This is a genomic window from Rhodococcus sp. JVH1, assembly GCF_000280725.2.
GTDB lineage: Bacteria > Actinomycetota > Actinomycetes > Mycobacteriales > Mycobacteriaceae > Rhodococcus_F > Rhodococcus_F jostii_A.
Window position 1 is genome coordinate 392,461 of record NZ_CP166290.1, and the last position, 24,171, is coordinate 416,631.

Here is a 24,171-nt window from a genome sequence, read left to right on the forward strand (position 1 = left end):
GTTATCATTTGGTCTCTGCCTTACAGCTAACCAACACCCGGTCACGGAGTCGATGCATCCGTTCTGAGCTTCGGAACGGAGCTTCAGCCTGCGACCACAACGTATACGGCTCCGTCGTCCACCTGAACCGCGTACTTCGCCAGCGGCTCCGACGCGGGAGGTGCGGTCACTGCGCCGGTCTTGATGCAGAATTTTGCGAAGTGCCATCCGCATTCAATCTGGCCGTCTTCGATGAATCCCTCGTCCGCCAGTGACGATTTATCGTGCGAGCACCAGTCTGCGGTCGCATAGAACTCGCCATCTATGTTGTAGACCGCGATGGGTGGCTGAGTATTCACCCTGGTCACGTTTCCCGGTGTGAGTTCGTCGACCGAGCACACCCGGATCAGATTCTCCGACTTCTCCGTAGTTGTCATTGCTTCCTCCTTCTCTTACTGCGGCAGACCGCGGACCACCGACTGCGAGTCGCCGATCTTGCGTAAATCCACTGCTGGGTCGGCCAGTAGCGCTTGTTCCGGGCGAACATGCTTGTCGATCAAACTCATCGCCATCCGAACATCACGTCTTCGGTTGACCCCAACGACACCGACGAGCACGCCATGACGCAGATGGAACACGCTGAACTCCATCGATTCCGGGTCGCCCCGCCATACCAGGTCATCGGTGGCACGCGGGCGCCCGGCGACCTGAATATTCGTCTCGCCCTGGTCAGACCAGAACCACGGCACGTCTCGGTAGGGTTCTCGGTGGCCCACCATTGAGCGTGCGGCCGCAATGCCCTGATTCTGCGCGTTCTGCCAATGTTCGAGCCTGATTCGTTCTCCAGCGACCTCGTTGGGATGATTGGCGATATCGCCCGCGGCATAGATATTCGGGACCGATGTTTCACAAAACTCGTCGACGACGATTCCATTGTCGAGATCGATACCGGAGTCACGGGCGAGCTCGATCGCCGGTAGGACGCCGATTCCCACCACCACTACGTCGGCCTCGACGACGAACCCGTCCATTGTGTGCACCCGCCGAACGTGGTGATCGCCCTCTATCCTGGCCACTTCGGCGTTGGTTCGGATGCGTATTCCATTCTCGGAATGTAGCCGCGACAGGCGATCTCCAATCCGTGCTCCCAGGACGCGGCGTAGCAGTCCAGCATCACGTTCGAGCACCGTGACGTCGTTCCCCAACGCCAACGCCGAGGCGGCGAGCTCGATTCCGATCAACCCGCCGCCGATGATGACGACGGATCCGCCCGCGAGTAGTTTGTCGCGGATGGCCGCCGAATCGTCGATGGTGCGCAAGAAGTGCACGCCGTCGAGATCGAGTCCAGGGACGTCCGGGCGCCGTGGGGTAGTACCGGTGCACAACAGGACCTTGTCCGCCGCGATCGACCGCCCGCGGTCGAGTTCGACCCGGCCGCCATGGGTATCGATGCGTGTCGCCCAGGCCCCCAGTAGAAGTTCGATGTCGTTGTCGGAATAAAACTCCGCGGGATGTATCAACGTCTCGCCAGGCTGTTTGTGCCCGAGAATCACCTCCTTCGACAGCGGCGGACGGTCGTACGGCAAGTGGTTCTCGGCTCCGACCAGGACGACGCGGCCGTCGAACCCCTCGGTGCGAAGCGTCTCGACCGCACGCGCGCCGGCAAGGCTCGCGCCGACCACGACGTAGGTTTCAGTCATCTCTGTGTCTCTGTCATCTCGATGTCTCTGTCTCTACCGGAGGTCTGTCTCATTCGAGGGCACCGCACGATCGTGCGCACCCGGCTGCTCAGTCGCGATGGTGACCCCACAGACTGGTTGCGTCGTAATTCGATACCCGCCAGGTGGCGTCGTCGACGAGTCGCCCGTCGTATCCGTACTCGACCTCGGAACCCGACGGGTTCTTCATGAAGAACGAGATCGCCAGATCGTTCGTGTGCCGGCCCAGTGTCTCGGTGAGCTCGACGCCTCGAGCATTCACCTCGTCGAGAGTGCGGCCCACGTCGTCGATTTCGTTCACCTCCAGCATGAAATGGCCCAGTGCCGGCGCCAACTTGTCGTTCTGCACGAACGCCAGGCTGTGGTGACGCGGGTTGACGTGCAAGAAGTGCACCTTGCGCTGGTGGAACTCGATGGTGTCGCTGAGTCGGAACCCGACGACATCGAGGTAGAACGCCTTGGCCGCCGCCAGATCGGTGACAAAGAAGAAGACGTGGCCTAGACCGAGCTCACCGGTGACGAAGCGGACCCCGCGCGGCGATATGAACGGCCGCTTCGGCACGAGAGCGCCGTAGAAGAACTCGAGCCGGTGTCCGTCGGCGTCGGTGCACCACAGCAAGCCCTCGACCCCACGCACGGCAGCACATTCGGGGTCCTCCTCGACTTCGACACCAGCCGCGGCGAGTCGCCGCCCGAGCGCATCGAGAGCTCCCTGATTGGCGACCTCCCACCCGATGTAGGCGGCACCGCCAGCATCGCCACGATGGATCGCGAACCGCCAACCACGTTCGTCGGCTCGAAGCAGCACGGTCTGGTGTCCGGAGTCCCCAGCTTCTGAAACATCCTGCAGACCTAGCACTTCGGTCCCATACGTGCGCCAGGCCTCAAGGTCCGTCGCATACAGGCCCACATACCCGAGCCCGACAACTTCAGTCATGATCGCGTGTTGCCTTCCTGAATGATCGGTTGAATCCGATGGTGGTTTCCACTTGGGTATTGAGCTTGGGTGAGGGATCCGGTTCGCGGCAACGACCCCGATCCACCTGCTGGAACGCAGGTAGGACGCCCTTGCGGGTCGTCAGGCAGCGAGGAACGTACGAACCGCGGCGACAAAGTCGCGTGGACGCTCGAAGGGTGGCCAATGCCCACAGTTATTCAGCACCATGAGGTCAGCAGTCGGTAGGTAGCCCAACAGCATCAATGCCCCCTCCAGGGGAACCATGCGGTCGAACCGGCCGTGCACGACCAATGTCGGCACAGTGATCGTCGACAACGCCTGCAGGTTGCTCCGCGGGACGATCGTCGAATGCGACCACGCCTCGGAGTGCTCGGGCTCACGCAACCGCCACGAGTACATCTGCTCGACAAGATCGTCGTCGATCAGCGCGGCGTCGTACACGATGCCGCGGAGCAGCCGCGCGATTCGTTCGCGATCGGGCTGGCTCGATTGACATTCGTCGAACAGCCGGCCTACCTCAGTTGGCGCGGGGGTGAGCAGATACGGGTCACCGCCGGTCGACGCGCTGCATCCGCCTACGATGAGTCTTCTGACTCGTTCGGGCGCGGTCATCGCCATGTCGAGCGCCACCGTGCCACCGGTCGACACCCCGAGCACCGTCACGGTGTCGAGATCGAGTTCATCTAGCACGGCCAGGGTGTTCCGCACATACAGGTCATGCACGGGCTCATGAAACTCGCGGGGACTGCTGCGCCCGAAATTGGGGTAGTCCACCATGATACAACGATGGTCCGCAGCGAGGTCCGCGAGGATCCGGTGGTAGGTCAGCCACGCCGTTGTTCCGGGTAATGGCCCAAATGCCTGTTGAATGATCAGTGGCTCGCCCGAGCCGACATCGTGGTAATGAACCGTACTCCCGTCGACCTCCAAGGTCCGACTACTAGATTGCTCCGACAGCTCAATCAATCGAACACTCCTCCGTACACAGTGATGAATTAGCTGAGCGCTCCGCCACTGATGCCCAGATCCGGCCCCTCGTGCCGGACCGCAATCGAAACCGCAAGCGACACGGCATGCTCGAGCGCTTCTAGCGACATCGATGGCGGAGGCGGAGCCCCAATCTCGACTGCTCGCGAGGGGACCACCGGAAGGTGCACCATACCGACGCGCGGTGACACCCCATGAGAGAGATGCCTTGCAAGATAGAATGTCTGGTTGCACAAGTAGGTACCGGCGGTGTTCGAGATGTAGCCGGGAATACCTGCGCGGCGCCAACCATCCATTATCGCCTTGACGGGCAGCGTGCTCAGATAGGCGGCGGGCGCCTCCGGCTCAACCGTTTGATCGATTGGGCTGTGCCCGTCGACATCTGGAATCGGGAAATCACGAACATTGATCGCGACACGTTCCAGTGCTGGTGCCGTGCGTCCGGGCGCTACCCCGGTCACGACGATGACATCCGGGCGCGAGTGTGCGATGGCCTCGGCCAGAACACCGCGCACCGTCTCGGTGTCCACCGGCAACACCCAGCCGACAACCTCACACCCCTCGATCCGTTGCCCGTCGACCCGACGCGCGATCGCCCCACTGGGGTTATCGGTTTCCTCGGCGTACGGCCCGAATCCCGTGACTAGGACCCGACTCATGACACAGCAGCCAGCGAGCACCGCGCCTGGAACGCAGCAAACTCCGCGACGAACTGCTCAGTCCGCTCGAGCATCACCGATGACTGGGTCAGACCCGGCGCGATGAACAGTTGCGTGTTCGGCGCCTGCTTGTGCCAGATGAACGCATCGTCGACCGGGTGGATCGAATCGTCGAGGTCGCCGCGGCACACCAGGGTAGGCACGCCAACATCAGCGAGATGGGGCCTCAGTGTGAAGTAGTCCTGAAACTCGTTGGTACTACGAGTCTTGGCGTAGAAGTCAATCGCGTCCCGCCAGTCGTCGCCGTGCAGGGTCTGCCATTCCTGGGCCTGCGCGCTACCGGAATCCACTGCAGAGAACACCGTATTGAGCGACGCGTTTCCTGTGCTGGTCAAGCCGACGATCGGCGCGTCGACCGTCAGAGTGCGGACCCGAGAAGCGTTGTCGAGCACAAGCCGGCCCGCGATCCGCGAGCCGAGCGACACCCCCGCCACGTGGACCCGGTCGAGTTCGAGCTCATCCAACAGCCGCCAGAGGTCCTCCACCCACACCTGCGGGCGCGTCAGCGGGGCCACCCGCTGACTTCGCCCGAGCCCCCGAAGGTCCGGCACAATCACCCGGTACTCGCGGGCAAGCTGGGGAACAAGATCACCGAACCACTGCCCGGACGCCGCTGCGCCGTGCACCAACAACAGCGGCTCCCCCCGCCCGTGATCCTCGTAGTAGACCTCGACACCGTCAACCGCCAATGTGGCCATCAGTGCACTCCCTTTCGCTCCGACTCGGATTGTCGAGAAGTCAGGATCGAGGCCGCTGCAACGCCCGGCAACCGTCGCGTTCCACAGGACGGCAAGCTCGGGCGCCGACACGCAAGTTCCCGAGCCATGTTCCGGGGGACGGACCGCGGAGATTCTCACCTCTGGTCGGGCGCGTCAGTGTGAGCCTTCACCAGACACCACGACGCGAGGAGCAAGGCATGGAGAAAGAATCCGGCGATATGGTCCAGACAGTAGAGCCGCTGCGATCGGTTGAGTCGTTGGCGAGCGAACTGTTGCGGGCGGAGGCAGAGCACACGGCGCGCGCACCGCTCACCGACACATACCCAAACTTGGACATCGACTTGGCCTATCGCATCCAGGACGAGGCGCTGAGTCAACGAATCGAACGCGGCGAGAACATCGTGGGCATCAAACTCGGACTGACCTCGCCGGCCAAACAACTGCAAATGGGAGTGTCCGCACCACTGACCGCCTGGCTCACCGACGCGATGACGCTGCCCACCCGCACCCCACTCCCCCAGGAAAAGTTGATTCATCCCCGCGTCGAGCCCGAGATCACCTTCGTCATGGGCCGGCGACTAGCCGGGCCAGGTGTCACAGCCGCAACGGCGCTGGCTGCGGTCGATCGGGTGTACGCAAGCCTCGAAGTCATCGACAGCCGCTACCTCGATTTTCGGTTCACGCTGCCAGACGTGATCGCAGATAATGCGTCCTCCGCCTACTACCTGACCGGACCGGTCGGCGCGGATCCAGCCGTTCTCAACCTTCCTCTTGAGGCTTGTCTCCTCGAGGTCGATGGACGCCTCACTGCTACCGGAGTCGGAGCAGACGTGCAGGGACACCCCGGCGAGGCGTTGGCCATGGCCGCGAACTCGCTGGCTGAGCGCGGTCACGCGATCGAGGCTGGATGGATCGTGATGACCGGTGGTCTGACCGACGCAATCGCTGCACCCCGCGGAACGACCATCAGCGCCCAGTTCACTCATCTCGGCTCGATCGCCGTGACTAGCTGAGCGCCCGCGAGGTTACGGAAGGGCTGCCTGCCACCACCCACCCACACCATGAATGGGTAGTCCCTCGGGAGTTTTCCCGATGTGACGGCGCCCACGGTCCGGATAACGTCAAGGAGCAGGTCGAACACCGAACACACTGCGCGCGTCGACCAGGTGACCACACCACCTCACCGAGACTGTCAGCCCGGTTAAGCCCCTGGTGAGTGCACGGCCGACACGCGCACGGTGGACGGTACTCCGACGAACGTCTCGACGCGCTCGGCGACCTGGACCTGAGTGCGACCGACGCGTCGCATCCGTAACAGCCCTGCCCACCGACCCCGCGGTCGGCCTGGCGATCGAGAGGCAACCATGACCGTTTCCGGCACCGCCGCGTCCAGCCAACCCGCCAGCACCACCCTTGGCGGCACGAGCATCCAGTTGATCACCGGCCGAGATCCCGACCGCGATTCACTCACCTCCGTGGCCAAGGCGCTGGCATTGCTCAGCGCCTTCACCCCACACCATCCGACGATGGGCGTTTCCGAAATCGCTCGCCGGACGCATATGCCAAAGTCGACGGCGCACCGACTGCTCGCCGTCCTCGTCGACTGGGAAATGGTCACCAAGCGCGGCACTGAATACTCGCCGGGCGCCCGGCTGAACGAGTTGGCCGCGCTCACTGCACAACCCGATGCCCAAGAGTTGCGCAGGGTCGCGCTGCCCCATCTCTTGGATCTATACGAAATGACCCACGAAACCGTGAACCTCTGCATCCTCGCTGGGGAGGACGCCCTGTACGTGGACAAGATTCACGGCCACAACAGCGTCAACTCGCCGGCTTGCGTCGGCGCCCGGCTGCCAGCGGCCAACACCGCGGCCGGCAAGGCATTACTCGCGTTCAGCGGCAACGACGTCCTCGCGCGAGTCTCCGAAAACCTACGGCCAGCCACGTCGTCGAGTATCGCCACCCCCCGCCAGCTCGCTCGCGAAGTCGCCGTCATCCAGCGCTCGGGCATCGCCTACGACCGGCAGGAAACCAAGCCGGGCCTGACCTGCATCGCGGCACCCGTGCGGAGCTGGTCGGGGGCGGTGATCGCCGCGGTCTCGATCTCAGGTCCGGTTCATCGCTTCCGTCCGGCAAATGCGGTGCCCGCCATCCGCACGGTCGCCGCCGGCGTCGCCAAACTCGCTCAGGAGGCGAGCTGGCAGCGACACACCTCCGGCTAATCGCTCACTTCCCGAGCCCAGCGGAGCAGCCACACCCTGACAACGCTGTTGCTCCCCATCCCCAACAACCGCCGAACAGCCCACTAGCGCAGCCACGCGCACCATTCAACCGTGGCACTGCCACGCCAGTAGTGAGGACAACCATGACCCGTCTGACCTTCGAGCTACCCGATCACGAGCAAGTAGCAGTGACGGTTCATACCCTGCTCAACGCCGGATATGCCGGTCGCAGCCAAGCCGACGTCGCCGCACACATCGCCGAGCTCGCCGAGCTCGGAGTGCCGGCACCGACCAGGATCCCGTGCATCTATCCGATCGCTCCATACCTGGCCATGCAGATCGACGAGGTGCCCGTCCAACACGAACGCACCTCCGGCGAGGCCGAGTGGGCATTGGTAGTCGCCGGAACCGATCCGAGTGAGCTGCTGCTAACCGCCGCCTGCGACCACACCGACCGACGACTCGAACAGCACGGTGTCGCATGGAGTAAGCAGGCCGCACCGGACGTGCTCGCGCGCCAGGCCTGGCGGCTGACCGATGTCGCAGACCACATCGACGAAATCACCCTTACTGGAAGCGTACAGACCGAGGCCGGACCTCAAGTAATCCAGCACGGCACACTCGCCGAACTGCTGACCCCCATGTACTGGGCAGAGGAACTGAGTGCCCGCAAACTGCTGAACCCGGGCACCATACTCATGTCCGGAACCATCCCCATGCGCACCGAAGTTGACCAATTCAGCACCGGATGGAACGTCGAACTGAGCGACCCCCGTACAAGCCAGTCGATCTCGCTGTCCTACACGGTGCGCCAGACTCCGCCGCCTGTTGACTGATACCCCAATCTCCTCGCCTGATTTGCCGACGATTCCATTCCCCGCAGGAGCTGCTATGCACGATCCTTCCGACCCTTGGTCTCCGCTTCGACTCAAGTCCGGTGCAACGCTGAGAAATCGGTTCGTTCTCGCACCCATGACGACCGACTCCTCACATCCCGACGGTTCAGCCACCGCAGCCGAACTGAGTTACCTCGCTCGCCGAGGCTCAGCCGAGTTCGGCGCAGCCATCACCTCCTGCGCCTACGTGCACCCAGACGGCCGGTCCTGGCAGGGAATCGGTGCGACCGATGAGGCCCACTTGCGCAGCCTGCAGACGGTCGCCAAAGCCGTGCGTGGCGACGGTGGTCTCGGCGTGCTGCAGATCTACGACGGCGGCCGCATCGCACTGCCAGATCTAGTCGGGCCAGGCGGTATCCGCGGCCCCTCTCCCATCCCGTCGGCCCGTCCCAACGCGCAAACCCCGCGTGAACTCACCGACCGAGAGATCCATGATCTCGTCGCCTCATTCGGACGGGCGGCTTCCCTCGGTGTGCAGGCAGGCTTCGACGGTATCGAGATCCACGGCGCAAACCATTACCTGATCCATCAGTTCTTCTCTCCACGCGCCAACCAGCGCACCGACCGGTGGGGCGGTAGCGTCACCGAACGGATGCGCTTTCCGCTCGCGGTCGCGCAGGCCGTGCGCGACGCGGTGGGGCCGGAGATCTCCGTCGGCTTTCGGATCACACCGTTCGAGTCCGAGGCCGGCGGTTACACCCTCGACGATTCCGCTCGCCTGGCCGATCGCCTGGCGAGCGAGGGAGTCGACTACGTACACATCTCGATGGACAACTTCCGCCGAAACTCCCCTCAACCGGAGGACCGAGACTGGACCAAGATCCGGGAACGCGTGGAGTCGCGCAATCCGATCGAGGCTATCGCCGCCGCGGTCGCCGGGCGCAGCGCGGTCGTCGCAAGTGGCGGCATCCGCACACTCGACGATGCCCACGATGCCCTGGGCGCGGGCGCGGACCTGGTGGCGGTCGGCCGTGCGGCCCTCATCGACCCCGAGTGGATCGACAAACTCATGACCGGTGCGCACACCCAGGTCCGGACCCAGCTACCAGAGAACGCAGCCGATATCGAGACCACCCTGACCATCCCGCCACGGATGGTGCGCTATCTATTGAGCCGACCTGGATGGATTCCGCGCGAGGGACAGGACGCTAAGCCATGACGGGCACAAGCGTACGAATCGGGCTCTGCCAGATGACCTCCACCTCCGACCCCGGACACAACCTGTCGCTCATACGCAGCTGGGTGGAGCGCGCCGCCGACGCCGGAGCACGGGTCGTGGTCTTCCCGGAAGCCACCATGGCCCATTTCGGCGTCCCGCTCGCCGCGGTCGCCGAATCGATCGACGGCGCATGGGCGTCTGCGGTCGAACAGATCGCCGCCGACCATGGTGTCCTGATCGCTGCAGGTATGTTCACCCCAGATGGGGACCGAGTGCGCAACACCGTGTTACTCACCGGGCTGGGCCATCATCTCGGCTATCACAAGATCCACCTCTATGACGCATTCGGGTATCGCGAATCCGACACCGTCGCGCCAGGAACGGACTGCGTCACCGTGACGGTCGACAATCTCGTACTCGGTGTCGCAACCTGCTACGACGTGCGGTTCCCGGCGCTATTCCAGCGACTCGCCGACGCCGGAGCGAGTGCGGTGCTGCTCACAACTTCGTGGGGTGCCGGCGAAGGCAAGGCAGAGCAGTGGGAGGTGCTCGTGCGCGCACGCGCACTGGATTCCGGGTCGTGGGTACTCGGATGCGACCAGGCTGATCCGAAGGTCACAGGTACACAGGTAAATCCGGACGCGCCGACCGGTATTGGCCGGTCCTTGGTTGCCGATCCACTCGGCGCCGTCACCCACCGATTGGGAACCGGGCCGGACCTGCTCATCGCCGACGTCGACGCAGCCACAGCGATCCGCTCGCGCGCACGGACGGGAGTGCTGGCCAACCGAGCGCCCGCGCCACTTTGAGATCTGGGACATCGAAGGTGTCGGAGCAAGGCTTGAAAGACCACTGAAATTGTGAGTTGAAAAGACTACCCCTACCGACACTCTCCCTAGCTCGAATCGACAAAGGTTCGGATGAAGGTTGCTACACGGTTCCATAGCACACTCGTCGCGGCTGCGAAGCGTTGCGCGTTTTATAGTCGAAGCGGACTCGATCGTCGACACCGCCGTGCGAATTGCGTCGAGCGGCTCGCGGTGATCTCCGGTTCCCGCGGGGCCCTTGCAGCAGTGATCGATCAGCTCCGCTGCGCTGCAATCAAAACCGCGACCTGGGTCCGCGAGTTCACTCCCAGTTTGGTGAAGATGTGCTCAATGTGAGTCTCAACCGTACGTGGCGCGACGACCAATGCCTGCGCGATCTGTTTGTTAGTCATACCCTCCGCCAGCATGTCTGCGACCTGCGCCTCGCGGGGGGTGAGGCTGCTGATGAGCGCGTCGTCGGGCGAGGATTCGTCCTTGGCCGGCGGCGCCTCTCCCAGCGCATACGCGATCGCCTGCTCGGTACCAAGCAGGCGGCCCTCAGCAAAGGCGGAATCGAATGCGTTCCCGCCCAGTCGTGTTCGAATCTCACGGGAGGTCGTCTCGCTCCAGCCCCTTAGTTCGAATCCACCGGGGTAGTCCCCCAGCGGCTCCCACACCCGTCGGACCGCGCCCATCAATCGTGCCGACCATTCCGCGTCGCCCTCCGCAGCCGCGACCCAGGACAGGATCTCCATCACCACCGCGATACCGAGCGCATCGTGGAAGGGACGCTTGACGGCCAGTGCCTCCCTCAAATGCTCGCCGGCCCGTTCGAGGTCGCTACGCATCCACAGCGCCAAACCAAGGAATGTGAGGATCCACGATAGCAACCAGCGTTCGCCGTGCTCGGTGCATATGCGGCGACACCGTTCGAGCACCTCAAGCGCCCGTTCTGGTTGTTGCCGAAGGCAGAACGCCCAACCGACATGTTCGAGGGCGAGGACTTGGAGCATGCTGGGACCGCCCAACTCCTCCATTGCCGACCCCTCTTCGATCAATGCCATCCCGAGTGTCGTGTTCCCGAGGTTGTGCTCGGCGACCCCACGAAGGTGTGTGGCGTGTGCCAGGTTCACGGAATCACCCAGCTCTCGCGCGAGATTCTCGCTGCCACGCAGCAGATCTAAGGCGACAACAGCCTTGCCCTCCGCCACCGCGAGGTAACCGTTTCCCCACAACGCGGCCGCACGCTCGGAACTGGAGACGCTGTCCGACGCCAGCGATCTATCTAACCAGTACCGTCCCTCACGCTGCTGTCCACACCCCAGCCAGTACCAGAACAGTTTCGATGCCATGCCAAGTGCGTCCCGTCCGCGCTCGGGATCCGAAAGCAGCGAATCGAGGACGGCACGCAGGTTGGCGTGCTCCCCCCGCATCCGGTCGACCATCTGTTCCTGCCCCGGACCGAACCAGTTCTCGTCGAACTCCCGCGCAAGCCGCTGGTAGTAAGACCGATATCGCTCCTCGATCGTGGCCTCGGCCGGATTTCCGCGCAACTTGCGAAGTCCGTACTCACGCACCGTCTCGAGCATGCGATAGGTTGGCCTGCCCCCGGTGACGCGCTTCACGAGAATCGACTTGTCCACCAGCGCCGCGATGCAATCCACGACCTCGTCCTGCGATAGGGCGTCGCCGCTGCAGACGGACTCCGCCGCGTGCAAATGAACGGTTCCGGTGAAGACCGACAACCGCTCCCACAAGACGCGTTCCCGATTCGAACAGAGTTCGTAACTCCAGTCCAGGGTCGCCCACAGGGACTGCTGGCGCGGCGCTGCGGACCGGTCGCCGACGCTCAGCAATCGATAGTGGTCGTCGAGGCGATCGAGTAACTCGCTGGGTGACAATGCGCGCATTCGCCCGGCCGCGAGCTCGATCGCCAGCGGCAACCCGTCGAGTCGACGACACAGTTCCTCTACCGTCTCGGCGTTGTCCGGGGTGATCCGGAATCCGGGGGCAGCGGCCGCGGCCCGCTCGGCGAACAGCGTCACGGCCTCGGATCGTGCACCTTCGTGTGCCGGATCCATCGCCGTACGACGTACTGAAAGCGGCTCGACCTCGAAGACATGCTCACCGGCGATTCGCAACGGCTCACGGCTGGTCACCAGAATGCGCAGGTCAGCCGAGGCGGACAGCAAGTTGCGGACCAGGACCGCGCTCTCGTCCAGCAGGTGCTCACAGTTGTCGAGCACCAGCAAGAGTTCACGTCCCCGCAGATAATCGATCAACGTTGCCACCACGTCGGTCTGATGGGTGGGCGCGCCCACCACCTGCGCCACTGTCAACGCGACCAGGGCAGGATCGGCCACCTCGGCGAGTTCGACCAACATCGCTCCGTCGGAGAACCTGCGACGGGCCCTGCGCGCCACGTCGATCGCGAGGCGTGTCTTGCCCACCCCGCCGCTCCCGGTCAGTGTCACCAGCCGCGAGTTCGCCAACAGCCGGCGGACCTCCGCCGATTCCGAGTTGCGCCCTACCAGGCTGGTCATGTCCACCGGAAGGCCGCCCGCCGCGCTCGGGAGTGGCGGGTCATCAGCCATCACAGCACCTCGGTCCTTCGTGGGTCTTCGGCTCTCAACGATAGTCATCGGCATCCAAGCGACATCCGGGAATCGCGGCCGTTCAGTGGCGTTCCAACCGTCGGACCGCCCCTGTTGGCACCTCGTCGTGAGGGTCGTACCTTACCGAGAAATCGCATGACACACCACGAGGAGATGTCACGTGTTCGATCATCTGACAGAGCCGAAATCCGGTCCGCGTATCCAGACATCACCCGCAACCGTGGAACTGTTCCGAACTGTCGATCAAGAGCTACAGCAGGGAATTGTTTCACCCGAAGTATTCAGCGATCCCGAACTCTACGCCCTGGAGCTGGACCGCATTTTTGCTCGCTGCTGGTGTTTCGTCGCGCACGAATCCGAAATTCCCATGCCGGGCGACTACGTACTTCGGTACATCGGACAAGATCAATTCATCGTCGTGCGCGACGAAGACTGTCAGGTTCGGGTCCTGTTCAACAACTGCACCCACCGTGGTAGCCCGGTCTGCAGGGTCGAGAAGGGAAACAGTTCACATTTCCGCTGCCCATACCATTCGTGGCTCTTCAAGAACAACGGTGAGTGGAGCGGTGCGCCGCACCGTAAGAAGGCCTACAAGAAGCTCGATTCCGCAAAGTGGGGCCTGGCGTCGGCACCACACGTGGACTCGGTACATGGCCTGATTTTCGCGTCGTTGGATCCCGAAGCGCCGACGCTCGACGAGTACCTCGGCGGCATGCGATGGTACTTGGACGCGCTTCTCGGCCTCAACGAGCAGGGCATGCGAGCAATCGGTGAGCCGCACCGCTGGCGGGTTCCCGCAAACTGGAAGTCCGGCGCCGAGAACTTCATGGCCGACGCCTACCACGTTCCCTCCCTTCATCGATCCGCGGAAGAAGTTGGCATGTTCCCCGGCATCGAGGCGGGCGGGGCGGGACCGCAGGCGTCTTCCCGCCATGTGTATTTCGACGAGGGCCACGGCATGATCATCAATGACGGATTCCTGCCACCACCGTGGCACCGCTCAGGATTCCCACCCGAGGTTGCCGACACGTTCCAGCTCGATCGACTCAGTCCTGATCAGCGCCAGTTCGTCGAGAATCACTCCGCAACAACATTCCTCATCTTCCCGAACCTCGGACTGGTCCGGGTGCCTGCATCCCCGCACCCTGACGCCCCGCCTACGGTCTTCACCTACCTGCGGCAGTGGCAGCCCCACGGTCCCAGCACCATCGTGAACTGGAACTGGACGCTGGGTTGGAACAGCGCATCGGAGCAATTCAACGAGGACGCCTACGTTGCGGCGTTGAGCATGCATGGCCCAGCGGGCATCCTCGAACAGGACGACACCGTCGTCTGGGGTGGCGCACCCGTAGCAGGACGATCCTCCTTTGCACGAAAGAGCGGCATGCGCTTTAACTTTCAGCTCGGCTTGGACGGCATGAGCGACTACGCCGAGGACCCCGAGTGGCGATTCCCCGGCCGGGCCACGACCACGGCCCTCGGGGAGGCCCCGCAGCGCGCCTTCTACCGCCGGTGGTTGCGCGAGGTGTCCACACCGGACAGCGTCGGCCGAACGGAGACAGAGCAGTGACCGTCTCCAGCACCTCAACCACCACCCCGCGCGACATCGCCGCCGAATGCACACAATTCCTCTTCCGCGAGGCCGAATATCTCGACCACAGAGAGTTCCACCGCTGGCTCGAATGCCTGTCCGAAGAACTGGTCTACGTGATGCCGGTTCGCGTCACCCGCGGCGCAGAGGCACGAAATCTCGAATTCTCACCAGTCGGCTTCCACATGAAGGACAACTATGCATCGATGAAGATGCGAGTTTCCCGGCTGTATACCGAACACGCCTACGCAGAAGACCCACCATCGCGCACCCAACGACTGGTGACCAACGTCCGCGTCGATCCGCTCCACGCCGACGACAAGTACAACGTACGGAGCAACTTCATGTGCTACCGAGCCCAGGGCGACGGCACCGACTCCGACCTGATCGTCGGCGAGAGGTGCGACGTCCTACACGACACCCCCGACGGCTGGAGGCTGGCGGCCCGAACCGTGCATCTGGCGCACACCACGCTTGTCACCGCGAACCTCGGGGTGTTCCTGTGACCTCGCTGCAGCTCCGCAACGAGTTCGCCGACGTGACCGTGCGGGTGGTCGCGACCGGCAACGGCGAGCGGCTCGAGATCACCTCGCCTCGGAGGGGCACCACCATCCGGCTCGATCCAGTCGAGTTGGAAGCCCTCACCTGGCAGACCACCGATGTGTTCACTCGAATGCTCGAGGGCTCGACCGGCCCAACATCGTTGTGATTACTTACTGCACTGCCCGAAGAGTCGGGCGACACCATCGTGGAGAGGATCAACATGAGTGAAGGTTGGTTGACCGGAAAGGTTGTACTGATCACCGGTGGTGGCACCGGGATTGGTCGCGCCGTGGTGGAGCGCTTCGTTAAGGAAGGCGCGCAGGTCGGTGTCCTCGACAGGTCGGAGGAAGCCGTCGCGGAACTGCGTGCGCTGCCCGGCAAGAACGTTACCGCGACCCACGGCGACGTCCGAAATCTCGACGACCACAAGCGTGCAGTCGCCGACACCGTCCAGCGCTTCGGCCGACTCGATGTGCTGGTCACAGTGGCGGGCATCTTCGACTACTTCGTATCACTCGAAAGCCTCGACGATGATCGAATCGACGCCGCCTTCGCCGAGATGTTCGACGTCAATGTGAAAGGCTCGCTCTTAGCCGTAAAGGCGGCCCTGCCCGAACTGTCCAAGTCACGGGGCAACGTGGTGCTCACGATCTCGAATGCAGGATTCCTCCCTGGTGGGGGCGGACCGCTGTACACCGGTTCCAAGTTCGCTGTCCGCGGCCTGCTATCTCAGCTCTCCTTCGAACTCGCCCCGCACATCCGGGTGAACGCTGTCGCACCAGGCGGGACTGTCACGCCACTGCGCGGTGTGGAGGCGATGGACTCTGGTGATCAGCGCCTGGTTGACATGCCTGACCTGCCCGGCTTGATTCGCCAAACCAATCCGCTGCAGGTGGCGTCCGAACCCGCCGACCACGCGTGGGCGTACGTCTACCTGGCTTCCAAGGAACGGACGAAGTCGGTGACAGGTTGCGTCATCCACTCTGATGGTGGACTACAAAGCCGCGGGTTGGTTCCGCTGGGCGGCGAGCTGATCTCGTAGCTTTTCCACCCCGCAACTGAACCCGAGAACCGCGCAGCGCACCCGCGCTCCACCTGTTTCGGGTGCCGAACCCGTAAACCGCACCAGTACAAAGATATTGAGTGAGAAGAGGAGTTGGCGTGACCACACCATCTGACAACCCGCGGGCGACGCCGCGCGTCCGAATAGCGGTGTTCTCCGGTCCGACTGCCACAATCGGCAATAGCCCTGACTTGGTCACATCGAACAAGGCACGCAGGCGGCATGGGCTGGACCCGCTGACCACTCTGGACGGCGCGACGCCCCGCTTCGATCTCCTCCGTCCACAGCGCCTCGCCGCGCCGGTGACGGTGTACGTGGAGGCCTACACCGCTCATCCGCTCGAGGCCGACGCCCGCGAGCTCTACGCCCTCCCGGACGGATGGCTAAATGCACGCGGCGAGTTCCAGTCCGTCGAGCCCGACGACGGCGGTACCCCCGTGTACGAGGTGGAGTTGCGGCCGGACGACGGGCTCTATCCGCTGCCCTACATGGCGCGTCAAGCTGACGGATCCGCGTGGGATGCAACGACTACTTTCCCATTCGCCCCTCCGGCGCACAGCCGCCAAACCTTCTATCCCGACGCCAGACGCGTCTACGAGGAGATCGAGCGCTTCGGCCTCGAAGACCACGGGCACCCGATCGACCTAAGTACGCGGGCGGAGTTCGACTTCTTCCGCCCCGCACCCAGCGGCGGGTATCGCACAAGCCACGACGACGATGGTCCGGAATCATTCGGCGAGGATTACTTCCCGTACTACCCCTATCACCTCCAGCGCGAACCTGATCTGGCCACACTGGCGCGAGCAACCAATCTGGTCCAACAAGTACTCGCCAGTGGCGACTACATCGGGGCCCAGTGGCTGGAGGGCAGTCCGACCACAGAGGAAACCCTGTACTGGCTCGCCTTGCTCGTTGACACCACGGTGCCGATCGTCGGGCACACCGCCCAGAGGCGCCACCAGTCCGCCAGCGCCGACGGCGCCCGCAACATCATCGACGGCGTAAAGTTCCTCGTCTCGTCGGCCGCGGTCGACGAGACGGGGCGCAACCGGCTCGGTGCCGTCCTGATAGTCGACGAGCTGGTCTACTCGGCACGCGAGGTAACTAAGGTCGATGCCCGCCCTGGCGGATATGAAGCAACCGGGGGCCACGGCGGCATCGTCGCCGATATGGGCGGATACGGACCGCCGCGGGTCACCTACACACCGACGTACCTGCATACCCACTCCTCCGATGTCCGGTTGAGCCATCTGCCGACCACTGTCAGCGGAGTGTCCGGCGAACCGGGCAAGATCCGCCTGGTCGAGATCACTGTGAAGGACGCCGACGGCTACCTGGTTCCCGACGCGATGCCGGTCGTCTCGATCACCAAGTACGGCCGATACGGACGAATGTCGACCGGCCCCGACGAGGCTCCGGACACCGGTAGCGAAGTTGAGGTTCTAGGCCGAATCGCAGCCAACCTCGTCGACGCTCCGCTTGCCGGCTTCGTATGCGAGGGCATGTCGCCGTTCGGAATGTCCAGTCCTGCTACGAACTCGGCGCTGGCCACCGCGGTGTTCTCGGGTATGCCGGTAGTCCGGGTGGGGCGCGGCAACACCGGCGGCATGGCCTACCGCACCGACCCAATCTTCATCTCCGGTAGCAATCTGACCTCGACCAAGGCTCGGATGCTGCTGATGGCGGCGCTCCTGAAGCTTGGCACACTGCCGGTCGCAGAAGACCCGACCAACCCAACCCCGGCCGAACGGACCGCCACCGAGCAAGCAGTTGCAACGTATCAACACATCTTCGATACACACTGACGATGGATCTGCGCCAGCTCCACTATTTCATCGCAGTCGCCGAGGAAGGCACCTTCACCCGTGCGGCGCACCGCGTGCATGTCGCTCAATCCGGCGTCAGTGCGCATATCAAGGCATTGGAAAAGGAACTCGGACAGCAGCTCTTCGAGCGCCTGCCACGCGTCGCGAAACTCACCGCAGCCGGCGAGTCGCTACTGCCACACGCACACGCGGCATTGGATGCGCTCGCGGCCGGACGCGCATCGATCGACGCGCTGACCGGACTGCTGCGCGGACACGTCGCGATCGGCAGCATTCCTTCCATCTATCCGCGCAGCATCGACCTGCCCGAGACCCTTGCCTCGTTCCACCGCAAACACCCCGGCGTCGACATCTCCCTGACCGAGGACACAGCCGCCACACTTCTACGACGCACGGGTGACGGCACGCTCGACGTAGCGTTCACCAGCCTCACCGCCGACAACGTGACAGGCGTGCGCACCCGAGAGCTACACCGCGAACCGGTCGTGCTGGCCTTCCCGCCCTCCGATCCTCTCGCCGACAACACGGAGCTACCTCTCAGCGCCTTGGGTGAACGGCCGTTGATCACTCTTCCAAAGGGTTCGGGGCTACGTTGGGAGTTCGACCGTGCCCTTGCCCGCGACGGCGTCCGCGCCCACATCGCGTTCGAGGCTGGTAACCCGGACACCCTCGTCATGATGGTCGAGAAGGGTCTCGGCGTGGCACTCGTACCGGAATCCGCTCTCACACTTAATAATCGAGTAGTCTCAGTGCAAGTCCCCGAGCTTCCACCCGGTCGCTTAGGAATTGTCTGGCGCGTCGGCGCCGCCGCGAGCCCGGCGGCACGAGCGTTCATCGACCACACTGCGGCGCTAGCGATGAAGCGGCAAGCTGTGGAGTGATCAGACACCTATGAGGACGAGGATCCACCGTCTCGCGACCCGGATAGCTCATGTCGCGCCGCGTTGATGCCCCGCCACCGCCTTGCCTGCGGCGCATCGATATCGAACTGGTCAAGGATCCGGACCACGACGTGGTCGACGATGTCAGAAATTGTCTCGGGGCGGTTGTAGAATGCCGGCATAGGTGGCACGATCCGAGCACCCATGCGGCTCAGCGCGAGCATGTTCTCGAGGTGAATCTCGTTGAGCGGCGTTTCGCGGGGCACCAGGACCAGACGCCGCCGCTCCTTGAGTACTACATCGGCGGCGCGACAGATGAGGTTGTCGGCATATCCGTGGCGGATGCCCGCGAGCGTTCGCATGCTGCACGGCACGACGATCATCCCGGCCGTTCGGAATGATCCGGACGAGATCGCCGCGCCCTGCTCCCCAACCTTGTAGGTCACATCCCCAAGCTCCACGACCTCACGCACAGAGCGAGCCGTCTCCATTTCGATGTTGGACCGCGCCCACGTGCTCATCACGAGATGAGTCTCGATCTGCGGCATGTCGCGCAACGTCTCCAACAGACGCACAGCGAACGGTGCACCGCTGGCCCCCGTGATCGCGACGATAATGCGAGTCGTGGCGTTCGTCATCGGTGTTCATCTCGCTTTCCCAGCAGTGCCTGCAACCGGCTGAACATTGCAGCACTACGCGGCCAGTCCTCGCGTACGGCGAGTTCAGATGTCGTGTGAAAACTCAATGGTTGCATTGCTATTCCTATGTCGTCGCGTTTGTGCTCGACAGGTACAAATACACATCCGAGGACCTCGTCGGCGCTCACCGAGGCCACCATCTCGAGCTTCAGGTGATGGCAGACGAAACCATCCACCGCAATGAGGGCGGCCGTCGAGGATCGTTGCAAATTGGTCCGGGTTCGACTGCTCGCGACGACGGCCAACAGAGTGGCGGTATCCGCACCCGGTTCGAGCTCCGCCCGCGACAGTAACGCGCTATGCGGGTATCCGGCCGCGTCGACGGAGAGGAACGGAAAGGCCTGCTCGTGTGCACCCGTATAAGGAAATCCGTGCAGCAGTGCGACAATCTCATCGGGAATCGATATCATCCGACTCCACCTTTCCGTTCTCTCGACTCGGCTGACATTGGTACTCGGTACGTACCGACCCGTCTACAGCGGCAATGTCGCCTTCCACCGTTCGCGGATCTCGGCCCGGTAGGGCTCGTCGAACCGATTCGCACTCGGGTACGAGTCCTTCCACGCGAATGGTTTACAGGCATCGATCAGTACAATTCCCATCGACATGTCCCCGGCCTCGCGCTTGGCGGGGGACAACCGTGGGTCGATCGCGGTTGTCGGCGTGCGCAGGATGTGGATCGACTCGGACGGATCCACCCGGGTGAACATCGCCCACAGAACGTGGTTGATGTCGGTGACATCGATGTCCTCGTCGACGACAACGAAGTAGCGCTCCATGCCACCGGTCCGCTTGCGCCCGGCCGCCGCGAGCAAGGCGTGCATAGCGTCTCCCGCACCGGTCTGCTCGATGGAGATGACCATCATGAGCTGCCGGGCATACGCCCACACACCGCGTATGTTTTGCACGCCCGATGCCTCGAGATGGTCCCAAGTGACGGAGGCGGAGTAGAGCGGAACTGCCTGGTCGCCGGCCGGGACGGTCGGAATCATCGGCGGCGCTCCGAGAATGATCGGCGAGTCGCGATGCATGATCCGATTCACCCGAACGACGGTCTCATGACCTGCATGAGTGAAGTAGCCTGTCCACTCGCCGAACGGGCCTTCCAGTACCGACTCCTCCTCCACCGGCGGCATCTCGCCTTGAATCACGATCTCGGCGTGGGCGGGGATCGGCAGGTCACTGCCGGGGGCATAGAGGATCTCGACGCCCTTTCCACGCAAGCCCCCGGCGACGTCGAACTCGGACACGCCAGCGGGGGCAGCGATGGCGGCGACGGTGGACAGGATCGGATCCGAACCGACGACCACCGCGATCGGACATGCCTGGCCGCGCGCCCAGTACTTCTTCGCGATGGCGAGTGCGTGCCGGTTACCCAGCATCCACAATGACAACCGGTCCTTGCCTTGCACGCATCCGCGGTAGGTGCCGACGTTGACCCACCCGGTGTCGGGATCGCGGGTGATGACCATGCAGGCGGTGCCGATGTAGCGACCACCATCTCCCTCATGCCAACGCGGGGTCGGGAACGCCGTCAGATCGACGTCGTCTCCCTCCATAACGTTCTGGAGGACCGTTCCAGTTGAGACCTCTATCGGCGGAATCGGTTCGATCCGCTTACTGAGGTCTTTCCAGGCCCGGATGATATCCATCTTCGAGGTGTCGGCGGGCAGTCCGAGTGCCACCGCACAGCGTTGCGCGGTTCCCATGAAGTTCGCAAAGACCCGGTATCCTGGCGGGTAGCCAGGGATGTTGTCGAATAGAAGCGCGGGGCCCTCGTTCTCGGCAAGAAGTTCAGTGATGCAGCCAATCTCGAGGTCCCAGTCTGCACCTTCGATGAGACGTACCTCGTCATCTCCCAGCTTCTCTCTCAAATTGTCGATGTAGTGCCGCAGATCATGAAAGTCTGTCATTGCGCGTTCGAGAGCCCCGCCGAAGTACGGCCGTAGCTCTATCCCCTTTCATTCGTGAGCGTTTCAGCGTCGAGCCGAACCTCGAGTGTCGACGCTTCGTAATGTGCTGTTCGACGAAATCAACTGTGCAACCGATGCTTCCACATGTCCAATAGCTGGTTCAGCTGACTCCCATGCGAATTTCTTATGGCGCACAGACATGCTCGGCCCGGGCAGTCGCTCAGCGCGCGGCGATCAGATCGGCGGCCATTTGGCCAATCGGGATCGCGGGAGCATTCGTGTTCGCGCCGGTGCCGTCGGACACGATCGACCCATCGGCACCGCCCAGCCCCGCACACCTGCGCCTCCAGTAGATTGGGGTCGACAGCGGCCGCGAGTACGACTCCGCACGCAACCGAGGGCCATAACCATGCCTCCGGCGACGGAAGACTAAACCCAAAACCGAGCCACAACACGCTATACACGACACCCGTGCTCGACCGCCCTCGATTACCTGCCGAGCGTCCGCAGCGTCAGACGCAGGACCCGCTCGGATGTCGGCGGGCTGGCGCGACGCACAAATCTGCGGCGCTGGTGCATATTCGTTGCGTTTAATAGTCTTTCCGTGCCCGGGACCAAAGCGAGTGCTCGTTGCAGGCTCCGAATCCTGTGAATATCTTCGATCCAGAACAACGACCCGGCGCCACGGGAATTGGCACCGAATTGTGCGCTGAAACCAGCGTTCCAGAACTCGGAACGAAGCTCACAACTGGGCCCGTGTCGAGTTAGCGTCCTTGTATGGCGGCTACCGAGTTCCGGTCCGTCGGCGGGCCAACTCGGTATGGGCGTCGTTCAGCGTCAGGAAGCACCCACCGGCGGCGGCGCGGATCACCATGCCACGATCAACCTCGGCGACGAACCGCTCGAGCGCCGCTGTCGGCCACTCCCGAACCGGACCGGTCGGCCACAATACTAATCTCTCCATCGCCCCATCCTTTGAATAAATTGGTACACAGTAGTATTCGATCCGACACTCGTCTGACGCGCGACCACTCATACGCTATGTAGAGGGTGCGGCACCGTCCATGACGCCGTTCAGCCGTACGAAACAACTTCCGCTTCACACCCGGGCGCTCCTGTGCTCCTACTCCATCGACCAAAGAGGCGAACATGCGCAACTACCACACGATCTTCGTTAACGGACAGTGGGTTCCTTCGACAGGAGACGCCACAATCGAGATCGTCTCGCCGCACGACGAGACAGTCATCGCAACAGTTCCGAACGGAACTCCGGACGATATCGACGCGGCCGTCGCCGCGGCCCGACTCGCATTCGACACGGGCCCCTGGCCACAGATGGCACTTCCCGAACGCCTCAGGTACCTGACCCGACTCGCCGATCTCTACGAGGCACGACTGGACGAATTTGCCGAGATCATTACTGCGGAGATGGGCGCGCCGATCACGCTGTCGCGAACTCGTCAGGCAGCCGGCGGACTCTACTGCTTGCGTTCAACAATCGCGCTCGCCGCTGAGTACAACTGGGAGGAAACTCGCTCCACTGCCGAAAGCGGACCGGCGATCGTCCGCAAACTTCCGGTCGGCGTCGTCGGCGCGATCGTCCCTTTCAACTTCCCACAAATGCTGATCATGGCGAAACTTGCACCAGCCCTCGTCGCGGGCTGCACCGTGATAGTCAAGCCAGCTCCGGAATGCCCCCTGGATGCGCTGCTGCTGGCCGAGCTCGTCGAACAAGTCGGCCTGCCCGCAGGGGTGGTGAACGTCGTACCCGCGGACAAGGCCGCATCCAAACACCTGGTAGCGCATCCATTGGTGGACAAGATCGCATTCACAGGCTCGACGCCCGTCGGGCGGCAGATCGCCTCCGTGTGTGGACGTGATATGCGGCGCTGTACCGTTGAACTGGGCGGCAAGTCTGCGGCAATCATTCTCGACGATGCGGATCCCGTGGCCACCTCGTCCGCTATGGAGTTCGCTTCCTTCGCCAACAGCGGGCAGGGGTGCGTGAGCCAGACCCGTATTCTCGTTCCCCGTGCACGCAAGAAGGCCTATATCGGAGCCCTCGCGGACATGGTCCAGTCGCTGCGGGTCGGCGACCCGTCCAACCCCGCCGTCGATGTCGGGCCGATGGTGACCCGCGCCCAGCAGCAACGGGTGACCAGCTACATCAAACTCGGCGCCGACGAGGGCGCATCCACTCTCGTCGGCGGGCCAGGGATGCCGGACGGATTGACGCGCGGGTGGTACGTCCGCCCGACGCTCTTCGTCGATGTAGACAACGAAATGAGGATCGCGCAGGAAGAGATCTTCGGCCCCGTCGTGTGCGTAATCGAGTACGAGGACATCGACGACGCGGTAAGAATCGCACAGGACTCCCCTTACGGCCTGGGTGGCTCGGTGTGGACGAACGACCGTACCGCCGGCATGGCTGTCGCCAACCGCATTCGGACCGGAATGTTCGGAGTGAACACATTCACCCTCGACTTCGGTAGCCCGTTTGGCGGGTTCAAGGCCAGTGGGATCGGACGCGAGTTCGGACCGGAAAGCCTCGACGACTACACCGAGACACAGACCCTCTACGTCGATCCCGCCCTCATCTGACCTGTACCGGGCTCGATCACGAACATATGACCGGCCCGGTCCGCGAGCGCCGGCATCGACCTAGTCGTCGCCCGCGAGTCCCCCGATACACCTAGCCGCTCTAGCACAACCCATAACTGCACGACCAGCTTCTGGCGACCATCGCCTCCAAGGGTGGGACACCGCGGCGGTGCACGACCGACTCCGCCGCATCTTCTGCTGTAAACGGTCAACGACTCCATCTGCCTCACAACAATATGGAACCAGAACCACGTCCCCCTCGACGAAAGTCCATCAC

24 protein-coding genes are annotated in these 24,171 nt (G+C 63.3%); 12 read left to right on the top strand and 12 right to left on the bottom strand.

The features are described from left to right. Window positions 1–83 precede the first annotated feature (83 nt). From JVH1_RS39380 to JVH1_RS39405, 6 genes are all read right to left on the bottom strand, one after another. Window positions 84–416: a non-heme iron oxygenase ferredoxin subunit gene (locus JVH1_RS39380; RefSeq protein ID WP_009478595.1), complete on the bottom strand. Its 333-nt coding sequence runs from the start codon at window positions 414–416 to the stop codon at window positions 84–86. A 15-nt stretch (window positions 417–431) separates the two neighbouring features. Further along, a complete protein-coding gene (locus JVH1_RS39385; protein ID WP_009478594.1) occupies window positions 432–1,679 on the bottom strand; it encodes an NAD(P)/FAD-dependent oxidoreductase in 1,248 nt (415 codons plus the stop codon). Between the two features lie 88 nt (window positions 1,680–1,767). After that, window positions 1,768–2,634, bottom strand: coding sequence for a VOC family protein (locus JVH1_RS39390; RefSeq protein WP_043781426.1), 867 nt, complete (start codon window positions 2,632–2,634; stop codon window positions 1,768–1,770). A gap of 141 nt (window positions 2,635–2,775) precedes the next feature. Continuing rightward, entirely contained in the window at window positions 2,776–3,621 is an 846-nt protein-coding gene (locus JVH1_RS39395; RefSeq protein WP_237735270.1) for an alpha/beta fold hydrolase, read from the bottom strand. 29 nt (window positions 3,622–3,650) lie between these two features. Then, a complete protein-coding gene (locus tag JVH1_RS39400; protein WP_083849849.1) occupies window positions 3,651–4,301 on the bottom strand; it encodes a peptidase C15 in 651 nt (216 codons plus the stop codon). Beyond that, on the bottom strand, window positions 4,298–5,059 hold the full coding sequence (locus JVH1_RS39405) for an alpha/beta fold hydrolase (RefSeq protein WP_009478590.1): 762 nt from the start codon (window positions 5,057–5,059) through the stop codon (window positions 4,298–4,300). Before JVH1_RS39405 ends, JVH1_RS39400 begins: the two co-directional genes overlap by 4 nt. 218 nt (window positions 5,060–5,277) lie before the next feature. Between JVH1_RS39405 and JVH1_RS39410 the strand changes: the two genes are divergently transcribed. The 5 genes from JVH1_RS39410 (at window position 5,278) to JVH1_RS39430 (ending at window position 10,166) form a co-directional block, all read left to right on the top strand. After that, window positions 5,278–6,093 carry a 2-keto-4-pentenoate hydratase gene (locus JVH1_RS39410; protein WP_009478589.1) on the top strand — a complete coding sequence of 272 codons (816 nt, stop codon included), beginning with the start codon at window positions 5,278–5,280 and terminating at the stop codon, window positions 6,091–6,093. 351 nt (window positions 6,094–6,444) lie between these two features. Continuing rightward, the gene (locus JVH1_RS39415) at window positions 6,445–7,302 is read left to right on the top strand and encodes an IclR family transcriptional regulator (protein ID WP_009478588.1); all 858 of its coding nucleotides are present in this window, start codon (window positions 6,445–6,447) and stop codon (window positions 7,300–7,302) included. A 143-nt stretch (window positions 7,303–7,445) separates the two neighbouring features. Next, window positions 7,446–8,138 (top strand): DUF2848 domain-containing protein, encoded by a 693-nt coding sequence (locus JVH1_RS39420; protein ID WP_009478587.1) that lies wholly within the window; start codon window positions 7,446–7,448, stop codon window positions 8,136–8,138. 55 nt (window positions 8,139–8,193) lie between these two features. Further along, window positions 8,194–9,357 carry a HisA/HisF-related TIM barrel protein gene (locus JVH1_RS39425; protein ID WP_009478586.1) on the top strand — a complete coding sequence of 388 codons (1,164 nt, stop codon included), beginning with the start codon at window positions 8,194–8,196 and terminating at the stop codon, window positions 9,355–9,357. Continuing rightward, entirely contained in the window at window positions 9,354–10,166 is an 813-nt protein-coding gene (locus tag JVH1_RS39430) for a carbon-nitrogen hydrolase family protein (protein ID WP_009478585.1), read from the top strand. Before JVH1_RS39425 ends, JVH1_RS39430 begins: the two co-directional genes overlap by 4 nt. A 272-nt stretch (window positions 10,167–10,438) precedes the next feature. Here the strand turns inward: JVH1_RS39430 and JVH1_RS39435 are convergent, their stop codons facing one another. Both JVH1_RS39435 and JVH1_RS39440 read right to left on the bottom strand, forming a co-directional pair. After that, on the bottom strand, window positions 10,439–12,757 hold the full coding sequence (locus JVH1_RS39435) for a LuxR C-terminal-related transcriptional regulator (protein WP_043781422.1): 2,319 nt from the start codon (window positions 12,755–12,757) through the stop codon (window positions 10,439–10,441). Window positions 12,758–13,046: 289 nt separating this feature from the next. Next, window positions 13,047–13,247, bottom strand: coding sequence for a hypothetical protein (locus tag JVH1_RS39440; RefSeq protein WP_371113192.1), 201 nt, complete (start codon window positions 13,245–13,247; stop codon window positions 13,047–13,049). Here JVH1_RS39440 and JVH1_RS39445 point away from each other — a divergent pair. The 6 genes from JVH1_RS39445 to JVH1_RS39470 all read left to right on the top strand — a co-directional run bounded on the left by JVH1_RS39445 (window position 13,173) and on the right by JVH1_RS39470 (window position 18,682). Continuing rightward, window positions 13,173–14,348, top strand: a complete 1,176-nt coding sequence (locus JVH1_RS39445) for a Rieske 2Fe-2S domain-containing protein (RefSeq protein ID WP_240319587.1) — start codon at window positions 13,173–13,175, stop codon at window positions 14,346–14,348. The two genes, JVH1_RS39440 and JVH1_RS39445, sit on opposite strands and share 75 nt — an antisense overlap. After that, entirely contained in the window at window positions 14,345–14,875 is a 531-nt protein-coding gene (locus JVH1_RS39450; protein WP_009478582.1) for a 3-phenylpropionate/cinnamic acid dioxygenase subunit beta, read from the top strand. The genes JVH1_RS39445 and JVH1_RS39450 overlap by 4 nt, the downstream gene beginning before the upstream one ends. Continuing rightward, on the top strand, window positions 14,872–15,078 hold the full coding sequence (locus JVH1_RS39455) for a hypothetical protein (protein WP_009478581.1): 207 nt from the start codon (window positions 14,872–14,874) through the stop codon (window positions 15,076–15,078). Before JVH1_RS39450 ends, JVH1_RS39455 begins: the two co-directional genes overlap by 4 nt. Window positions 15,079–15,132: 54 nt before the next feature. After that, on the top strand, window positions 15,133–15,954 hold the full coding sequence (gene hcaB / locus JVH1_RS39460; protein WP_009478580.1) for a 3-(cis-5,6-dihydroxycyclohexa-1,3-dien-1-yl)propanoate dehydrogenase: 822 nt from the start codon (window positions 15,133–15,135) through the stop codon (window positions 15,952–15,954). 119 nt (window positions 15,955–16,073) lie between these two features. After that, the gene (locus tag JVH1_RS39465; protein ID WP_009478579.1) at window positions 16,074–17,780 is read left to right on the top strand and encodes an asparaginase domain-containing protein; all 1,707 of its coding nucleotides are present in this window, start codon (window positions 16,074–16,076) and stop codon (window positions 17,778–17,780) included. A gap of 2 nt (window positions 17,781–17,782) precedes the next feature. Next, window positions 17,783–18,682, top strand: coding sequence for a LysR family transcriptional regulator (locus JVH1_RS39470; RefSeq protein WP_009478578.1), 900 nt, complete (start codon window positions 17,783–17,785; stop codon window positions 18,680–18,682). Between the two features lie 8 nt (window positions 18,683–18,690). Here the strand turns inward: JVH1_RS39470 and JVH1_RS39475 are convergent, their stop codons facing one another. The 4 genes from JVH1_RS39475 to JVH1_RS39490 all read right to left on the bottom strand — a co-directional run bounded on the left by JVH1_RS39475 (window position 18,691) and on the right by JVH1_RS39490 (window position 22,257). Beyond that, on the bottom strand, window positions 18,691–19,320 hold the full coding sequence (locus JVH1_RS39475) for a non-oxidative hydroxyarylic acid decarboxylases subunit B (RefSeq protein WP_043781420.1): 630 nt from the start codon (window positions 19,318–19,320) through the stop codon (window positions 18,691–18,693). After that, window positions 19,317–19,790 (bottom strand): hypothetical protein, encoded by a 474-nt coding sequence (locus JVH1_RS39480; RefSeq protein WP_009478575.1) that lies wholly within the window; start codon window positions 19,788–19,790, stop codon window positions 19,317–19,319. The genes JVH1_RS39475 and JVH1_RS39480 overlap by 4 nt, the downstream gene beginning before the upstream one ends. A 63-nt stretch (window positions 19,791–19,853) precedes the next feature. Next, window positions 19,854–21,275: a UbiD family decarboxylase gene (locus JVH1_RS39485; RefSeq protein WP_043781442.1), complete on the bottom strand. Its 1,422-nt coding sequence runs from the start codon at window positions 21,273–21,275 to the stop codon at window positions 19,854–19,856. Between the two features lie 802 nt (window positions 21,276–22,077). Beyond that, a complete protein-coding gene (locus JVH1_RS39490; protein WP_009478572.1) occupies window positions 22,078–22,257 on the bottom strand; it encodes a hypothetical protein in 180 nt (59 codons plus the stop codon). A 185-nt stretch (window positions 22,258–22,442) separates the two neighbouring features. On the opposite strand from JVH1_RS39490, the gene JVH1_RS39495 reads away from it, so the two are divergent. Beyond that, entirely contained in the window at window positions 22,443–23,894 is a 1,452-nt protein-coding gene (locus JVH1_RS39495; protein ID WP_009478571.1) for an aldehyde dehydrogenase, read from the top strand. Window positions 23,895–24,171 lie beyond the last annotated feature (277 nt).